This is a genomic window from Gemmobacter lutimaris, assembly GCF_003570715.1.
In the GTDB taxonomy this organism is placed as follows: domain Bacteria; phylum Pseudomonadota; class Alphaproteobacteria; order Rhodobacterales; family Rhodobacteraceae; genus Gemmobacter; species Gemmobacter lutimaris.
Window position 1 is genome coordinate 70,353 of sequence record NZ_QXXQ01000012.1, and the last position, 14,446, is coordinate 84,798.

At 67.4% G+C, this 14,446-nt stretch carries 14 protein-coding genes; 5 read left to right on the plus strand and 9 right to left on the minus strand.

Features of this window, described 5'->3' with window-relative positions; genetic code table 11:
• Positions 1–21: 21 nt before the first annotated feature.
• On the minus strand, positions 22–750 hold the full coding sequence (locus tag D2N39_RS17405; protein WP_233557244.1) for a DUF3108 domain-containing protein: 729 nt from the start codon (positions 748–750) through the stop codon (positions 22–24).
• Between the two features lie 181 nt (positions 751–931).
• Between D2N39_RS17405 and meaB the strand changes: the two genes are divergently transcribed.
• Positions 932–1,906: a methylmalonyl Co-A mutase-associated GTPase MeaB gene (meaB, locus tag D2N39_RS17410; protein WP_119136045.1), complete on the plus strand. Its 975-nt coding sequence runs from the start codon at positions 932–934 to the stop codon at positions 1,904–1,906.
• A gap of 42 nt (positions 1,907–1,948) precedes the next feature.
• Here the strand turns inward: meaB and D2N39_RS17415 are convergent, their stop codons facing one another.
• The 4 genes from D2N39_RS17415 to argE form a co-directional block, all read right to left on the minus strand.
• The gene (locus D2N39_RS17415; RefSeq protein ID WP_233557246.1) at positions 1,949–2,875 is read right to left on the minus strand and encodes a DMT family transporter; all 927 of its coding nucleotides are present in this window, start codon (positions 2,873–2,875) and stop codon (positions 1,949–1,951) included.
• 141 nt (positions 2,876–3,016) lie between these two features.
• Positions 3,017–4,390 carry an L-serine ammonia-lyase gene (locus tag D2N39_RS17420; protein WP_119136047.1) on the minus strand — a complete coding sequence of 458 codons (1,374 nt, stop codon included), beginning with the start codon at positions 4,388–4,390 and terminating at the stop codon, positions 3,017–3,019.
• A gap of 135 nt (positions 4,391–4,525) precedes the next feature.
• The gene (gene mnmH, locus D2N39_RS17425) at positions 4,526–5,575 is read right to left on the minus strand and encodes a tRNA 2-selenouridine(34) synthase MnmH (RefSeq protein WP_119136048.1); all 1,050 of its coding nucleotides are present in this window, start codon (positions 5,573–5,575) and stop codon (positions 4,526–4,528) included.
• Positions 5,576–5,617: 42 nt separating this feature from the next.
• Positions 5,618–6,949, minus strand: coding sequence for an acetylornithine deacetylase (argE, locus tag D2N39_RS17430; RefSeq protein WP_325048515.1), 1,332 nt, complete (start codon positions 6,947–6,949; stop codon positions 5,618–5,620).
• Here argE and D2N39_RS17435 point away from each other — a divergent pair.
• On the plus strand, positions 6,906–7,523 hold the full coding sequence (locus D2N39_RS17435) for a hypothetical protein (protein WP_147373509.1): 618 nt from the start codon (positions 6,906–6,908) through the stop codon (positions 7,521–7,523). The two genes, argE and D2N39_RS17435, sit on opposite strands and share 44 nt — an antisense overlap.
• A gap of 27 nt (positions 7,524–7,550) precedes the next feature.
• Here the strand turns inward: D2N39_RS17435 and D2N39_RS17440 are convergent, their stop codons facing one another.
• The 3 genes from D2N39_RS17440 to D2N39_RS17450 form a co-directional block, all read right to left on the minus strand.
• The gene (locus D2N39_RS17440; protein ID WP_119136051.1) at positions 7,551–8,333 is read right to left on the minus strand and encodes an SDR family oxidoreductase; all 783 of its coding nucleotides are present in this window, start codon (positions 8,331–8,333) and stop codon (positions 7,551–7,553) included.
• A 125-nt stretch (positions 8,334–8,458) separates the two neighbouring features.
• On the minus strand, positions 8,459–10,969 hold the full coding sequence (locus D2N39_RS17445; protein WP_119136052.1) for an ABC transporter permease: 2,511 nt from the start codon (positions 10,967–10,969) through the stop codon (positions 8,459–8,461).
• Positions 10,966–11,652 carry an ABC transporter ATP-binding protein gene (locus tag D2N39_RS17450; protein WP_119136106.1) on the minus strand — a complete coding sequence of 229 codons (687 nt, stop codon included), beginning with the start codon at positions 11,650–11,652 and terminating at the stop codon, positions 10,966–10,968. Before D2N39_RS17450 ends, D2N39_RS17445 begins: the two co-directional genes overlap by 4 nt.
• A gap of 94 nt (positions 11,653–11,746) precedes the next feature.
• Between D2N39_RS17450 and D2N39_RS17455 the strand changes: the two genes are divergently transcribed.
• Entirely contained in the window at positions 11,747–12,346 is a 600-nt protein-coding gene (locus tag D2N39_RS17455; protein ID WP_119136105.1) for an arylesterase, read from the plus strand.
• On the opposite strand, the gene D2N39_RS17460 is transcribed toward D2N39_RS17455, so the two are convergent.
• Positions 12,343–13,206 (minus strand): RNA polymerase factor sigma-32, encoded by an 864-nt coding sequence (locus D2N39_RS17460; protein ID WP_119136053.1) that lies wholly within the window; start codon positions 13,204–13,206, stop codon positions 12,343–12,345. The two genes, D2N39_RS17455 and D2N39_RS17460, sit on opposite strands and share 4 nt — an antisense overlap.
• 63 nt (positions 13,207–13,269) lie before the next feature.
• Here D2N39_RS17460 and cobU point away from each other — a divergent pair, with 63 nt between their 5' ends.
• Both cobU and D2N39_RS17470 read left to right on the plus strand, forming a co-directional pair.
• The gene (gene cobU, locus D2N39_RS17465; RefSeq protein WP_199725291.1) at positions 13,270–13,818 is read left to right on the plus strand and encodes a bifunctional adenosylcobinamide kinase/adenosylcobinamide-phosphate guanylyltransferase; all 549 of its coding nucleotides are present in this window, start codon (positions 13,270–13,272) and stop codon (positions 13,816–13,818) included.
• A complete protein-coding gene (locus D2N39_RS17470) occupies positions 13,815–14,390 on the plus strand; it encodes a histidine phosphatase family protein (protein ID WP_119136054.1) in 576 nt (191 codons plus the stop codon). The genes cobU and D2N39_RS17470 overlap by 4 nt, the downstream gene beginning before the upstream one ends.
• The last annotated feature ends 56 nt before the right edge of the window (positions 14,391–14,446 follow it).

Consider the following 14,446-nt stretch of genomic DNA (forward strand, 5'->3'; position numbering starts at 1 on the left):
TCCCCTCCCCCGAACCGGGGATCAGCGGCGCACCAGACGGGCCTTGCCGTAAAGCGTGTCTGTTGCCACTTCGACCACCCGCATCATCCCGTTGCCCGCCGGTTCATAGGTCAGCGTGAAGGGGAAGCGGGTCTTTTCGGCCATGTCCTCTGGTGAAAAGCCCGCGACGCGGCGGTATTCGCCAGAGCAGGTCACCTTGTCACCATTGGCCTTCGGGGCGGAAAGGCTCAGTCGGCTGGCCCGGCGCCCGTCAAACATATTGACATTGACGCGGCATTCCTCGCCCGCCTTCACATCCCGCAGGCTGGCGAACATCGCGGTCAGCGGATCGACTGCCCCTTTCTGCGTCGCGGGATCGACGTCATAGGGACGCGGATCGCGCGGCGGGTTGTAGCTTTTGATCGACGGCGCGCCGTCGCGCCAGACCATCGAAACCTGCGACTGCCGCCGCCCGGTATCGGCATCCTCGGTATAGGACTGCGGCAGATAGGTGCCCTTGGTGGTGATGCGCCCGCGCGATTGCGCGTCATAGCGCACCTTCTTCAGCAGCGCCGCAAGGCCGGTGGTCTGCAACCGCCCCGCCACCGCATAGCCGCCGCCGGGCTGACCCTCGCCATTCCAGGTCAGGCTGCCCGCCGTGATCCCTTTCAACACGAAGTCAAACTGCGCCTGTTCCGCCCGTGCCGGGCCTGCCATCACGGTCATCGCCATGACCCCGGCGCACAGCGCCCGCGAGAATCCTGCTTTCACCAAACCACTCCATGCTTGCGGGCGGCTCCGGGGCGGGTGCTGCCGCCGATCCGTCGCCTTCGGCACTGGAATATATCGGATCAAACGGGCATTACATCCCGACAAGCCCGTGATCGGCCCCTCCTTGCCGAGATCGGCGCCAAGACCGACCCTGATCGCCTTCTGACGCCCGGAACAGACGATGGATGTAACAATTCTTGCCGAAGCCGTGAAATCCGGCGACCGCCGCGCCCTTGCCCGTGCCATCACGCTGGTGGAAAGCGCGCGCGAGGATCACCGCGCGCAGGCCCGCGCCTTGGTGGCCGAGGTCGCCCGCGCCGGACGGCAGGCGCTGCGGATCGGGCTGTCGGGCACGCCGGGCGTGGGCAAATCGACCTTCATCGAGAGTTTCGGCTGTTTCCTGACCGCGCAAGGCTTGCGCGTCGCGGTTCTGGCGGTCGACCCGTCCTCTGCCCGCTCGGGCGGGTCGATCCTGGGCGACAAGACCCGGATGGAACGGCTGAGCCGCGATCCCATGGCCTTCATCCGCCCTTCCCCCAGCCAGACCCACCTTGGCGGCGTCGCGCGCCGCACCCGCGAGGCTGTCGCCCTATGCGAGGCCGCGGGCTATGACGTGGTGCTGATCGAAACCGTCGGCGTCGGCCAGTCCGAAACCATGGTGGCCGAGATGTGCGACCTGTTTCTTCTGCTGCTGGCCCCGGCCGGCGGCGACGAATTGCAGGGCGTCAAGCGCGGCATCATGGAAATGGCGGACCTGATCCTCGTGAACAAGGCCGATGGCGATCTGAAACCCGCCGCGATGCGCACGCAGGCCGACTATGCAGGTGCGCTGCGCCTGCTGCGCCGCCGCCCGCAAGACCCCGAGGGCTTTCCCAAGGCGCTGACCGTTTCGGCGCTGGAGGAAAACGGGCTGGCGCAGGCCTGGGAGGAGATGCAGACCCTGACCGCATGGCGCCGTGCGCATGGCCATTGGGACAGCCGCCGCGCCGCACAGGCCCGCCACTGGTTCGAGGAAGAGGTGCGTCAGGGCCTTCTTGCCCGCCTGACCCGTGAACCGATGCGCGGCGTGTTGCACTCGCTGGGTGCGCAGGTCGCCGAAGGCCGCCGCACCCCGGACGAGGCGGCGGCGGAACTGCTGGGGCAACTCGGCGCCTGAGCTTGCAGGGCTGTTGTCCGCAGGATTTACCCCGCAACCCGCCTAGAAGCTCGCATCCGTCAGGCTGCGGGTGGCGCGGGCCTTGGCCCCCAGCCGCTCGCGCCAGATGACGTAAAGCCCCGATCCGGTGATGACCACGATCCCCGCCCAGGTCATCGCATTCGGGAAATCGCCGAACACCAGATAGCCCAGCGCCACCGCCACCACGATTTCAAAATAGTGCAGCGGCGCCAGCGTGGCCGAAGGCGCAAATTTCAGCGCATAGGTCATGCACATATGGCTGACCCCGGCCCAGAACCCGACACCAAACAGCCAGAGCCATGCCAGCCCCTCTGGCCAGACCGGATCAAGGTCGGCGATGCCCGTCCCTTCGGCCCAGAGGATTACCGGCAGGCACAACAGTATCCCCGCCAGCGAGGTATGAAGCTGCATTGCCACCGGGTGCATCCCTGTAGACATCGCCCTGGTCACCAGCATGTAAAAGGCGAACAGAAACGCCGTCCCCAGCGGATAAAGCGTGACCGCGCCAAAGGTGGCGAAGGCAGGCTGGATCACCAGAAGCGCGCCACCGAAGCCCACGACGGAGGCCGCGATACGGCGCGGCCCGACCTCATCGCCGAACAGCAGACGGCCAAGGAACAGCAGGATGAACGGCTCCACAAACACGATGGCCAGCGCATCGGCAATCGGCATGATCGCAATGGCCGCGATGAAGCAATAGGTAGAGAGCACCAGAAACAGCGCGCGCAGCATGACCAGCCCCGCCATCCGCGCGCTCATCCGCCACGCACTGCCAAGGGCCAGTGCGATGGGCAGCATCAAGGCCCCCTGCACGACGAAACGGGCCAGCGTCACCTGCCCCACCGGAATGGTCGCGGTCGCAAGTTTCGAGGCGACGTCCAGAAGAGGCGCAAGCACACAGAAGGCGATCATCAACAGAACGCCGGGGAGGATACGATCTTGTGTCATGGTCCCTGTCTAGCCCGGCCCGGCAGGCAGGTCCAAGCCGGAAGCGACCACCGCAGGGCTCAGGCGCGGCAAATTCGTTCCAAACGAATTTGCAAATTTCTTGAGCAAGAAATTTGCGCCCTCCCCCGGCGTTGCGGCGCGTCAGCAGTTCGGCACGTTGACCGCCAGACCGCCCAGCGAGGTTTCCTTGTATTTCTCGTGCATGTCATGGCCGGTCTGGCGCATGGTCTCGATGCAGACATCGAGGCTGACAAGATGCTGGCCATCGCCGCGCAGCGAAAGACTGGCGGCCGAGACCGCTTTGATCGCGCCCAGACCGTTCCGTTCGATGCAAGGCACCTGCACCAGCCCTTTCACCGGGTCGCAGGTCATGCCGAGGTGATGCTCCAGCGCGATTTCAGCCGCGTTTTCCACCTGTTCCGGCGTTCCGCCCATCACCGCGCAAAGCCCCGCCGCCGCCATGGCGGCGGCGCTGCCGACCTCGGCCTGACAGCCGCATTCGGCGCCCGAGATGCTGGCATTATGCTTGCACAAGCCCCCGATGGCCGAAGCCGTCAGCAGGAAATCAGGGATCTTCGACGTGGTCGCCCCCGGCACATGGTCAAGATAATAGCGCAACACGGCGGGCAGCACGCCGGCCGCGCCGTTGGTCGGCGCGGTCACCACCTGCCCACCAGCGGCGTTTTCCTCGTTCACCGCCATGGCGTAAAGCGACATCCAGTCGTTGATCGTATGCGGCGCGGTCATGTTCAGCCCGCGTTCGGCCTCCAGCGCCTGATGGATGCCCTTGGCGCGGCGGCGCACTTTCAACCCGCCGGGCAGGATGCCCTCGCCCGCCATGCCACGGGTGATGCAGTTGTTCATCACCTCCCAAAGCCGGGCGATTCCTGCCTTGATCTCGGCTTCGCTCCGGAAGCAAAGCTCGTTCTTCATCTTCATCTGCGCGATGCTGAGGCCCGACTCGCGCGCCATCTCCAGCATCTGCGCGGCGGTCTCGAAGGGATAGGGGCAGCTTGCCTTCGGCTTCGCCGCCTCGCCCGCCGCCAGTTCCGCAGCGGTCAGCACGAAGCCCCCACCGATGGAGTAATAGGTTTCCTGCAAGATCACGTCGCCCTGCGCATCGGTGGCGCGCAGGATCATGCCATTGGCATGGCCGGGCAGCGAGGGGCCGTAGTCGAATACCATGTCGGTTTTCGGGTCGAAGGTCAGCGTGCCCAGACCGGGGGGCGAGATGGTCCGGGTTTCATTGATCGTGACCAGCGTGGCCTCGGCCTTTTCAGGGTCGTAGCTCGCAGGTTCGAACCCGGCGAGGCCGAGGATCGTGGCGCGGTCGGTGGCATGGCCCACCCCGGTGAAGGCCAGCGAGCCGTGCAGCGAGGCGCTGAGGCCATGGGCATGGAACGGGCTGTCCCGCAGCGTCTGAAGGAAGCGCGCGGCGGCCACCATCGGCCCCATCGTATGCGAGGAGGACGGCCCGATGCCGACCTTGAACATGTCGAAAACCGAAAGGAACATCAGTCGGCCGCCCGCATACGGAGCAAAGTCATCGGTGTCATCTGCGTCTCCCTGTTCGCGCCAGCATGCCACGGCGGCAGGCAATGGCGAGCGGAAATGCGACAGGTTGCATTGCAAACCTGACGGGGGCGGGTGTCAGAGGGCATCAAGTCGGGCAAGGATCGCCCCGGCAAGATCGGGCAGCGCCTCGGGGCGCAGGCTGTCTGTCTCCACCACCTGACGCGGCACCTCCATCCGGGCGCGATGCTTGGCATAGCGCGGGTCGTAATGGTGTGCCATCAGGCTGTCGGCCAGTGCCTCATGCGCGCCGGTCGCGGCCAGTTCCAGCCAGTTGTCGATGACCTCCCCCGCATGCAGCGGACGCAGCAGACCCACCGTGGCGGCCAGACGCGATGGATCGGCGCTCAGGTCGGCATAGGCGCGGGCCAGATAGGCGGCGCGTTCGGCGCGCGGCGCCGCGATCTCGATCCGGGGCGCCGCGACCATCGTGCGCCAAAGGCGCGGCGGCAGGCGGCAATCGCCCACCTTGGCGCTTTCGGCCTCCACCAGCACCGGGCGGGCGGGGTCGAGCCGCGCCAGTTCCAGCGCCAGCGCGCCCTCGAACGCTTTTTGTGATGGCTGCCCGCCCGGCATGGCGCCGAACAGCGAGCCGCGATGCCGCGCCAGCGCCTCGAGGTCGATCACCTGCGCGCCCTGCGCCTTCAGCAGCGCCAGAAGTTCCGTCTTGGCAGAGCCGGTATTGCCGTCCAGAAGCACCACGGGGCTTGCGACAGGGCGGTCATAAACCTGTTCCACCACCAGCCGCCGCCAGCTGCGATAACCGCCCTCCACCACATCTGCCCGCCAGCCCACGCTTTTCAGGATGGTGGCAAAAGAGCCCGACCGCATGCCGCCGCGCCAGCAATAGACCAACGGGCGCCACGCGCCGTCCTTCTCGGCCAGCGGGCCTTCCAGATGCGCAGCGGCGTTGCGTGCCACCAGCGCACCGCCGACCTTGCGCGCCTTGAACGGGCTTTCCTGCTTGTAGATCGTGCCTACGACGGCGCGCTCCTCGTTGCTCAGCACCGGCAGGCTGATGGCGCCGGGGATGTGATCCTCGGCCCATTCGGCGGGCGAGCGGGCATCGATGATCGTGTCGAACCTGAGGGTCGCCACATCGGTCAGGGAAGAAAGCGTAATGGCCATGGGCGCGACACTAGGGCCGCGCGGGGCACGGCGCAACGGGGGTCAGAGACCGGCCTCCAGCCGCACCAGCAGCGCGTCGAGCATAGCCTGGCCACGTTCCATCTGCTCCACCGTGACAAATTCGTCGGGCTTGTGGCCCTGCGCCATCGAACCGGGGCCGCAGATCACCGTCGGCACGCCCACATCGCGCGAGAACAGCCCGCCTTCGGTGCCGAAGGCCACCTTGATCGTGCCGTTTGCCCCGGTTAGGCCCTTGACGAAATTCACCACCGCCGCATCCGAGGGGGTGCCGAGGCCGGGGTAATCCCACAGCCGTTCTACGGTGATCGCCGCTTCGGGAAACTCGGCTCGCAAGGGCGCCACGATACGTTCGGCGCCCGTGCGCAATTCGGCGATCAGCGTTTCGGGGTCGTCGCCTGCAAGGCTGCGGATTTCGAAATCCAGCGTGGCGCGGTTGGGCACGATATTGACCTGCACGCCACCCTGCATCTTGCCGACATGGATCGTGGTATAGGGCACGTCATAATCACCGTCGCGCAACCCGCTGGCCGCGACGCGGGCCTGAAGTGCCCGCACCTCGCCCAGAAAATCTGCCGCCAGATGCAGGGCATTCAGCGCCAGTGGTGCCAGCGCCGAATGCCCCTCGCGCCCGATGCAGGTCGCGCGCAGCGCCACCTTGCCCTTGTGGCCAGTGGCCACCTGCATCGCCGTCGGTTCGCCCACGATACAGAAGCGCGGCTTGACCGGCGCCTGCGCCAGCATCTCGACCATGGACCGCACGCCCATGCAGCCGATTTCCTCGTCGTAAGACAACGCCAGATGAAGCGGCACCTTCAGCGGGCGGGTCGCGGCCTTCAGCATCGCCTCGATCGCCAGCGCGCAGAAGCCCTTCATGTCCGCCGCGCCCCGACCGTAGAAACGGCCATCCGCCTCGGTCAGGTGAAAAGGCGGTTTGGTCCAGGCCTGCCCTTCCACCGGCACCACATCGGTATGGCCTGAAAGCATCACGCCGCCCATGCCCGCTGGCCCGACCGTGGCAAACAGATTGGCCTTGCCGCCCCCCGCATCGGGGATCAGCACCGCCTCGATCCCGGCACCGGCCAGCAGATCGCGCACATAATGCATCAGCGCGATATTCGGCTTGGCGCTTGTGGTGTCGAATTCCATCAGCCGGGCAAAGATGTCGCGCATCGCGGGTTCCCTTTCATTTGTGTGCACAAATAACCGTCCCGGAGACGCGGCGAAAGCCCGGATCGGCGAAGCGCCGCTTCGGGCTTTTCTTCGCCGGGGCTTGCTGGCAGTCTCGCGTCCGTTCAATCCCGAGGTTCCGATGCGCCTGTTTCTTGCCCCTGCCCTGCTGGTCCTGACGGCCACACCCGCCGTGGCCGGTGCGGTGGATCAGATGGTGACCGCCTATCGGCTGTTCGATCTGGGGGTGGCGGCGCAGGACGGGCTGAGCCAGATCGCCGCCGCGCGTCTGGCCGCCGGAATCGAGGTGCATCCGGTGGAGCGCGCGCCCGAGGCCGAGGGCGGCCGTGACGGGGGGAAAGATCAGCGCCCCGCACCACGCGACCCCGCCGCGATGATGGAACTTGCCCGTGTCGCGGTCGAGGCCGACGAGACGCTGGCCCTGCTGTTGCAGGATGCCGCCGCCACGGCCGAGCTGCTGCCAAAGGCAACCCTGCGCCAAAGCGCGGCCGTGCTGCGGCCGGGCGAGGTGCATCGCTATCAACTGGCCGTCGATGGTGGGGCCGAAACGGCAATCGGGGTCATCGGCGATGGCGACAGCCCGCTGAACCTGACCATCGGCACCGAGACCGGGCCGCTGTGCCAGCAGGACGGGTCCGCGCTTGCCTGCGCGCTGCAGCTGCCGGAAAGCGGCTTTGTCACCGTGACCCTGCGCAATACAGGCGACGGGGTGAACGGCTACTGGCTGCTGACGGAATAACCGGCGCACCACGACACCCGGCCCCCGTCACTCGGGATAGGCCCCGGCGATCTGCTGGTCGAAATCCACCAGCGCGCCGGTCATCACACCCGACGCATCGGACAGCATGAAACTGGCAAGCCCGGCCACATGCGCCGGTTTCAGCAACATGCCCATCGGCTGTTTCGCCTCGACTTCGGCCAGCCAACCGTCGCCCGCGCCGTGATAGGTCCGCTGGATCAGGTCTTCGCCCGGCGTATCCATCCAGCCGCAATTGATGCCATTCACCCGGATGCGATGCCGGCGCAGCGTCAGCGCGGCGTTCTTGGTGATATTCGCCAGCGCCGCCTTGGAGGCGGAATAGGGCGCCAGAAAGCTTTGCCCGCCATGGATGACCATGGACAGGATGTTCACCGCCTGCGCAGGATGGCCGTTGCGGATCGCAAGCTGGGCAAAGCGTTGCAGCGCGAAGAAGGCACCGCGGGTGTTGACGGCGAAGATGTGGTCGAACCGTTCGGGCGTGGTGTCGAGGATCGAGCCCCGATCGGTAGCGGCGGCCGAGTTGACCAGAGCGGTCACCCGGCCAAAGTGATCGGCCGCGCGGTCGATGATGGCGGAAGCCTCGGCCACCACGCCCATGTCGGCAGGCAGGAACAGCACATCGACACCGCTGCCCCGCAACTGCGCGGCGGCGGCCTCGCCCTGTGCAACCGCACGGTCGGCAATCGCAAGGCGGTGGCACCCCTCTGCAATCAGACGTTCGGCGATCGCAAGGCCAAGGCCCTGCGCGCCCCCCGCAATGACGGCGACCGTCTGGCTGTGATCTCGCATCGAAGCTTTCTCCTCCCCCACCACCGGACAGGGTGGCAAAGGTATCGTTGCACGCCGCCATGCACCTGTTCAACGCCACTCCGCTCTGCCCATGCGCCCCATAAGACCCGCCCGGCGGGTGCGGCTCAGTCGCCTGCCCGCAACACCCGCGCCGGGCGCACCCCCAAGGGCCGCAGCGCGAAGGCCAGTCCTGCCAGCAAGGTCAGCCCGACGCCGCCCGCGACGATGGCCAAGGCCGACCACGGCTCGAAGGCGAATGGCGCGTCCATGACAAAGCGCATCACCGCCCAGCCCGCCACGCCGCCCGCAAAGATCGCGACCAGCCCCGCCGCCGCCCCGGTCAACCCGGCGCGCAGCGCAAAACTGAGAAGGATGCGCCCGCGCGTGGCACCCAGCACCTTGAGCACCGCCGCCTCGTAAACCCGGGCGCGTTCGCCCGCAGCCGCCGCGCCGATCAGCACGACGAAACCCGTGGCCAGCACCGCCGCCGCCGCCCATGCGGTTGCCGTGGCAATGGCGTCCAGCGCCTCGGTCACGCGGGCGATGGCGTCGCGCACCCGGATCGCGGTGATATTCGGCCATGTGCCCGCCAGATCGCGCAGGATGCGCGCCTCGTCCTGCGGCGGGGCGTAGATCGTGGCGATATGGGTATGCGGCGCCCCCGACAGCGCGCCGGGGTTCATCGTCATCACGAACCCCATGCCGCCGGTGGCGAAATCCACCGCGCGCAGGCTGGTGACGGTGGCTGTGATGTCGCGGCCCAGCACGTTGACGGTGATACTGTCGCCGAGCTTCAGCCCGATCTCGGCGGCCTCCTCGGCCGAAAAGCTGATCTGCGGCGGACCGTCATAGCCCTTGGGCCACCAGTCGCCCGCGACGACCTTGGTGCCCTCGGGCGGCGTTTCGGCATAGGTCAGCCCGCGGTCACCGCGCACCACCCAGTGATCACCCGCGACCTCCTTGGCCGGGCGGCCGTTGATCTGGGTGATGACGCCGCGCAGCATCGGCGCGCTTTCGACACGGCTGATGGCGGGATCACTGTTCACTCGGTCAAGAAACGGGCCGATCTGGTCGGGCTGGATGTCCACGAAGAAATAGGCCGGCGCGCGGGTCGGCAGGTCGCGGTCGATGGCGGCGCGCAGGTTTGCGTCGATCTGCCCCACGGCGGCCAGCACCGAAAGGCCAAGGCCCAGCGACAGCACCACCGGCAATGCCTCGCCGCGCGGGGCGGCGATGGCGCCCAGGGCCGCGCGCAGGGCGACGCGGCCGCGCATCCGCCGCGCAAGCCCGCGCGCAACGCGCCGCAGCGCCAATCCCGCCAAGGCCAGCACGCCGAGCGACGCCGCGACGCCGCCCGCCGTGCCCAGCGCAAGGCCCCACATGCCGGAAAGCCAGACCGCCGCACCGATCAGCAGCGCCGCCAGTGCCGCGATGGCCAGAATGCGGCCCGGCGCAGGCAAGCCGCCCCGCCCGGCCCCGCGATACAGCGCCGCCGCGCGCACATGTTCCACCTGCGCCAGCGGCCAGAGCGTGAACAGCAGCGCGGTGATCAGACCATAGAAGGCCGCCTCGACCAGAGGGCCGGGATAGACGGCAAATTCCACCGGAAAGGGCAGCGCACCGGCGATCAGTGGCCCGGCCAGCACCGGCACCAGCGCACCCAGCACCAGCCCGATGACCACCCCCACCGCCGCCAGCACGGCCGCCTGCACCAGAAACAGCCGGAAGATCAGCCCGCTTTCGGCGCCCAGCGTCTTCAGCGTGGCGATGACCGGCACCTTTTCCTCGGCCCAGGCGCGCACGGCGGCGGAAACACCGACGCCGCCGACCGCAAGCCCGGCCAGCCCCACCAGCACGAGGAAAGACCCGATCCGATCCACGAAGCGTTCTACCCCCGGCGCGGCGCGCCGGCTGTCGCGCCAGCGCAACCCCTTGTCGGTGAACCGCGACTCGGCCGCCGCCTGCACGGCATCCAGATCGGTGCCCGGCGGCAGGTCCAGCCGGTATTTCGTTTCAAACAGCGCACCGGGCACCAGCAGGCCCGAATTTGCCAGATCCGCGCTGCGCACCAGCGTTGGCGGACCAAGACCAAAGCCCCCCGTTGCACTGTCGGGCTGGCGGATCAGGGCCGCCGCGACGCGAAAGGCCTGTGTGCCCAGCTTGACGGTGGCGCCGGGTGCAAGGCCCAGCCGGTCCATCAGAACCGGGTCGATCACCGCGCCGGGCAAGCCATCGCGCGGCGCCAGCGCCTCGGCCAGCGGCATCGGCGGGTCCAGCAGCACCTCGCCTTTCAGCGGGTAAAGATCGTCCACCGCCGTGATCTGCGTCAGCCCGCGTTCCGCGCCCGCGACCAGCATGGAACGGAAATCCACCACCTCGGACACGCGGCCCGCGACACCTGCCATAAAGGCGCGTTCATCGTCATCGGCATAGCGATAGGTAAATTCCATCTGCGCATCGCCGCCCAGCAAAACCGCGCCCTGCGCATCCAGCCCGGCATGTATGGCGCCGCGCAACTCGCCCACTGCCGCGATGGCGGCGACACCCAGCGCGATACAGGCGAGGAAGATGCGGAAGCCCCGGATGCCGCCGCGCAATTCACGCCGCGCCAGCCGAATCGCCAGAGGCCAGCTCATGCCGCCACCTGCCCATCCGCGACTTTACCATCCACCAGCCGAACCACCCGGTCGCAGCGCGCGGCCAGTTCCGGCGCATGGGTCACCAGCACCAGCGTGGCGCCATGGCGGTCGCGCAGGCCGAACAGCATGTCCATGATGGCGGCGCCATTCATCCCGTCCAGATTGCCGGTCGGCTCATCTGCCAGCAGGATCGCCGGGCGCGGTGCCGCGGCGCGCGCCAGCGCCACGCGCTGCTGTTCGCCCCCCGACATCTGGGCCGGGTAGTGATCAAGCCGGTGGCCAAGGCCCACGGCGCGCAGTTCGGCCTCCGCACGGTCAAAAGCGTCACGGGCGCCGGCAAGCTCCAGCGGCACGGCCACGTTTTCCAGCGCGGTCATGGTGGGGATCAGGTGGAAGCTCTGGAATACCACCCCCATGTTGCCCCGACGAAAGCGGGCCAGCGCGTCTTCGTCCATCGCGCCCAGATCCTGCCCCAGCGCGCTGACCTGACCCTGTGTGGCGCGTTCCAGCCCCCCCATCAGCATCAGAAGCGAGGATTTTCCCGAGCCGGAGGGGCCAATCAGACCCAGCGTCTCCCCCCGATCAACCGTCAGTGAGATGCCCTTGAGGATCTCGACCGCGCCCGCATTTCCGTTCAGGGTAAGCCCTGCCCCCTGCAACACCAGAATGGGATCGCCCATGCCGCTGACCGTCATCCGCTTCGCCTCTTGCCTGTCTGCCTCGGTTGGATATGGGACGGTGGCGCGATTTTGCAAAGCCTTGCCGATAGTTGCGATGACGGTTCTGCCCGCAGGTGCCGAACCTGTGACCGTGGTTGCACTGGGGGACAGCCTGACCGCAGGCTATGGCCTGCCCGAGGGCGAGGGGCTGGTGCCACAGTTGCAGGGCTGGCTCAGGGCACAGGGCAGTGATGCGGTGGTGGTGAATGCGGGCGTGTCGGGTGATACAACGGCGGGTGGGCTGGCGCGGCTTGACTGGTCGCTGACGCCGGAAACCGATGCTTTGATCGTGACGCTGGGCGGCAATGACCTGCTGCGCGGGCTGGACCCGGCGACGACGCGGGCCAATCTCGATGCCATTCTGGCCAAGGCACAGATGCGCAACCTGCCCGTCCTGCTGATCGGCCTGCCCGGCCCCGCGAATTTCGGCCCCGACTGGAAGGCCGAATTCGATGCGATCTATCCTGATCTGGCGGCGAAATACGGCACGCTTCTGGTGCCGAATTTCATGGCTGGTCTGGGCAACGCAGACCCCGCAGCGTTGCGTGGGTTGATGCAGGGCGACGGCATCCACCCCAATGCCGAAGGGGTGGGCAAGATCGTCGCGGCGCTGGGGCCAGAGGTTCTGGCGCTGATCGCCCGTGCGGCCCCCTAAAGCAGATCGGCAATTCCCGGCGCGTCGGTTTCCAGCGCGACGCGCAGCTTGCCATGGGCGGCGGCCTCGATCTGGCGCACCCGCTCTTTTGAAAGGCCAAGTTCCTGCCCCAGACTTTCCAGTGTCCGGCCCGGTGACCGCAATTGTCGTTCGGTCACGATCAGCCGCTCGCGCGCTGTCAACCCGGCCATCGCCTGCGTCAGCCAACTGCGCAACACATCGCGGTCATGCGCGGCCTCCACCACCTCGGCCGGGCGGGGGGCGTCGTCTTCCAGCAGATCCACCCATTCGCGGCCTTCACCTTCGGACGATTGCACGGCATTGAGAGAGAAGTCACCGCCGGACAACCGCGCCTCCATCATCTCGACATCGCTGAGGGAAACGCCAAGCTCCTCTGCCACGGCGACACGCAGCGCGCCGGGGCCGGGATGGCCCATCTCGCGGTCCAGCCGCGCCCGCACCCGGGCAAGGTTGAAGAACAGCGCCTTTTGGCCAGAGGTAGAACCCGTGCGCACCAGCGACCAGTCACGCATGACATGATCCTGCAACTCTGCCTTTACCCACCAGACAGCATAGGTGGAAAAGCGCACCCCCCGATCCGGGTCGAACCTGTCGGCTGCCTTCATCAGCCCCAGCGCGGCGGTCTGGATCAGGTCGTTCATCGGCGTGCCATAGCGGCGGAACTTCACCGCCATCGAAATCGCCAGCCGCATATAGGCATGGATCAGCCGGTTCAGCGCGGCCTGATCGCGCTCGTCGCGCCAGGCACGGGCCAATTTCAGCTCGGTTTCCGCATCCAGCAGTTCCGCCCGCATCGCTTGGCGGGACATGCGTTGATCTGTATATCCGTCAAGCGCCATGACATTCCCCCGTCGGTGCCCGGTGTGATCTGTCGCCGGTTGCAAGAGATACGAGGCAAGCCGGTGACCGGATCACAAGGAAAACAACTATCCCTGCCACAACTTTCAATCGTGCTGGGCGGTGCCCGTTCCGGCAAGTCACGATTTGCTGAACGGCTTGTGACCGGGACAGGCCGCCCCCGCGTCTACATCGCCACGGCCGAGGCATGGGATGACGAGATGCGCGACCGCATCGCCACCCATCGCAACGACCGCGGCGCAGACTGGCAGACCATGGAAGCGCCGCACGATCTGCCCGACGCATTGGCAAAGGTGCCTGCTGAGGCGGTGGTGCTGGTGGACTGTGCGACGCTTTGGCTCACGAACCGCATGCTTGCCGAGGCAGATCTGGCGGCCGAGGCAGCGCGACTGGTCACCGCCCTTGCTGCCTGCCCGGCGCCGGTCGTGGTGGTCAGCAACGAGGTCGGCTGGTCCATCGTGCCGGAAAACGCACTGGCACGGCGGTTCCGGGATGAACAGGGTCGCCTGAACCAACGGCTTGCCGAGGAGGCGGGGCTGGTTGTCGCCGTCATCGCCGGGCTACCTGTCGTGCTGAAGGGACAACTGCCATGAAGCGGCTTTGGTGGGTCCGGCACGGGCCGACGCATGAACGCGCCTTCTGCGGCTGGCGCGACGTGCCCGCCGATCTGTCTGACACTGCCGCCATTGCCCGGCTCGCCGCCCATCTGCCCGCAGGGGCGCCGGTCGTCTGCTCCACGCTGCTGCGCGCCCGTGCCACGGCAGACGCGCTTGCGGGGGGCCGTCCCCGCCTGCCCGCCCGCGACGATCTGCGCGAATTGCATTTCGGTGAATGGGAAGGGCTGCGCTTCGACGAGGTCTCGGCCCGTGACCCGGAGCTGTCCCGCGCCTACTGGGAAGATCCCGGCGACATCGCCCCCCCCGGTGGCGAAAGCTGGAACGCCGCCGCGCTGCGAATTGACGGCGCGGTGCAGGCCCTGATGTCGGCGGCCACGCCCGATCTTGTCATCGTGGCACATATGGGGGTCATCCTGACCCGTCTGGCGCTGGCGCTGGACGAAACCCCGTCCGAGGCGCTGGGACACCGGATCGACCCTTTGTCGGTGACCTGCCTCGCCTTCGAGGGGCGACGCTGGCGGGCCGAAGCGATCAATCACATTCCGTGATGGATCATCCGACAGAGTTTCGTTTCCGCACTTGAAAGTCTCGCGCTAGGGTGCGG

Coding starts and splice junctions, on each gene's coding strand:
- meaB (WP_119136045.1), top strand. CDS start 932: ATGGATGTAACAATTCTTGCCGAAGCCGTGAAATCCGGCGACCGCCGC.
- D2N39_RS17415 (WP_233557246.1), bottom strand. CDS start 2,875: ATGACACAAGATCGTATCCTCCCCGGCGTTCTGTTGATGATCGCCTTC.
- D2N39_RS17420 (WP_119136047.1), bottom strand. CDS start 4,390: ATGTTCCTTTCGGTTTTCGACATGTTCAAGGTCGGCATCGGGCCGTCC.
- mnmH (WP_119136048.1), bottom strand. CDS start 5,575: ATGGCCATTACGCTTTCTTCCCTGACCGATGTGGCGACCCTCAGGTTC.
- D2N39_RS17435 (WP_147373509.1), top strand. CDS start 6,906: ATGCGCCTGTTTCTTGCCCCTGCCCTGCTGGTCCTGACGGCCACACCC.
- D2N39_RS17440 (WP_119136051.1), bottom strand. CDS start 8,333: ATGCGAGATCACAGCCAGACGGTCGCCGTCATTGCGGGGGGCGCGCAG.
- D2N39_RS17445 (WP_119136052.1), bottom strand. CDS start 10,969: ATGAGCTGGCCTCTGGCGATTCGGCTGGCGCGGCGTGAATTGCGCGGC.
- D2N39_RS17450 (WP_119136106.1), bottom strand. CDS start 11,652: ATGGGCGATCCCATTCTGGTGTTGCAGGGGGCAGGGCTTACCCTGAAC.
- D2N39_RS17455 (WP_119136105.1), top strand. CDS start 11,747: ATGACGGTTCTGCCCGCAGGTGCCGAACCTGTGACCGTGGTTGCACTG.
- D2N39_RS17460 (WP_119136053.1), bottom strand. CDS start 13,206: ATGGCGCTTGACGGATATACAGATCAACGCATGTCCCGCCAAGCGATG.
- D2N39_RS17470 (WP_119136054.1), top strand. CDS start 13,815: ATGAAGCGGCTTTGGTGGGTCCGGCACGGGCCGACGCATGAACGCGCC.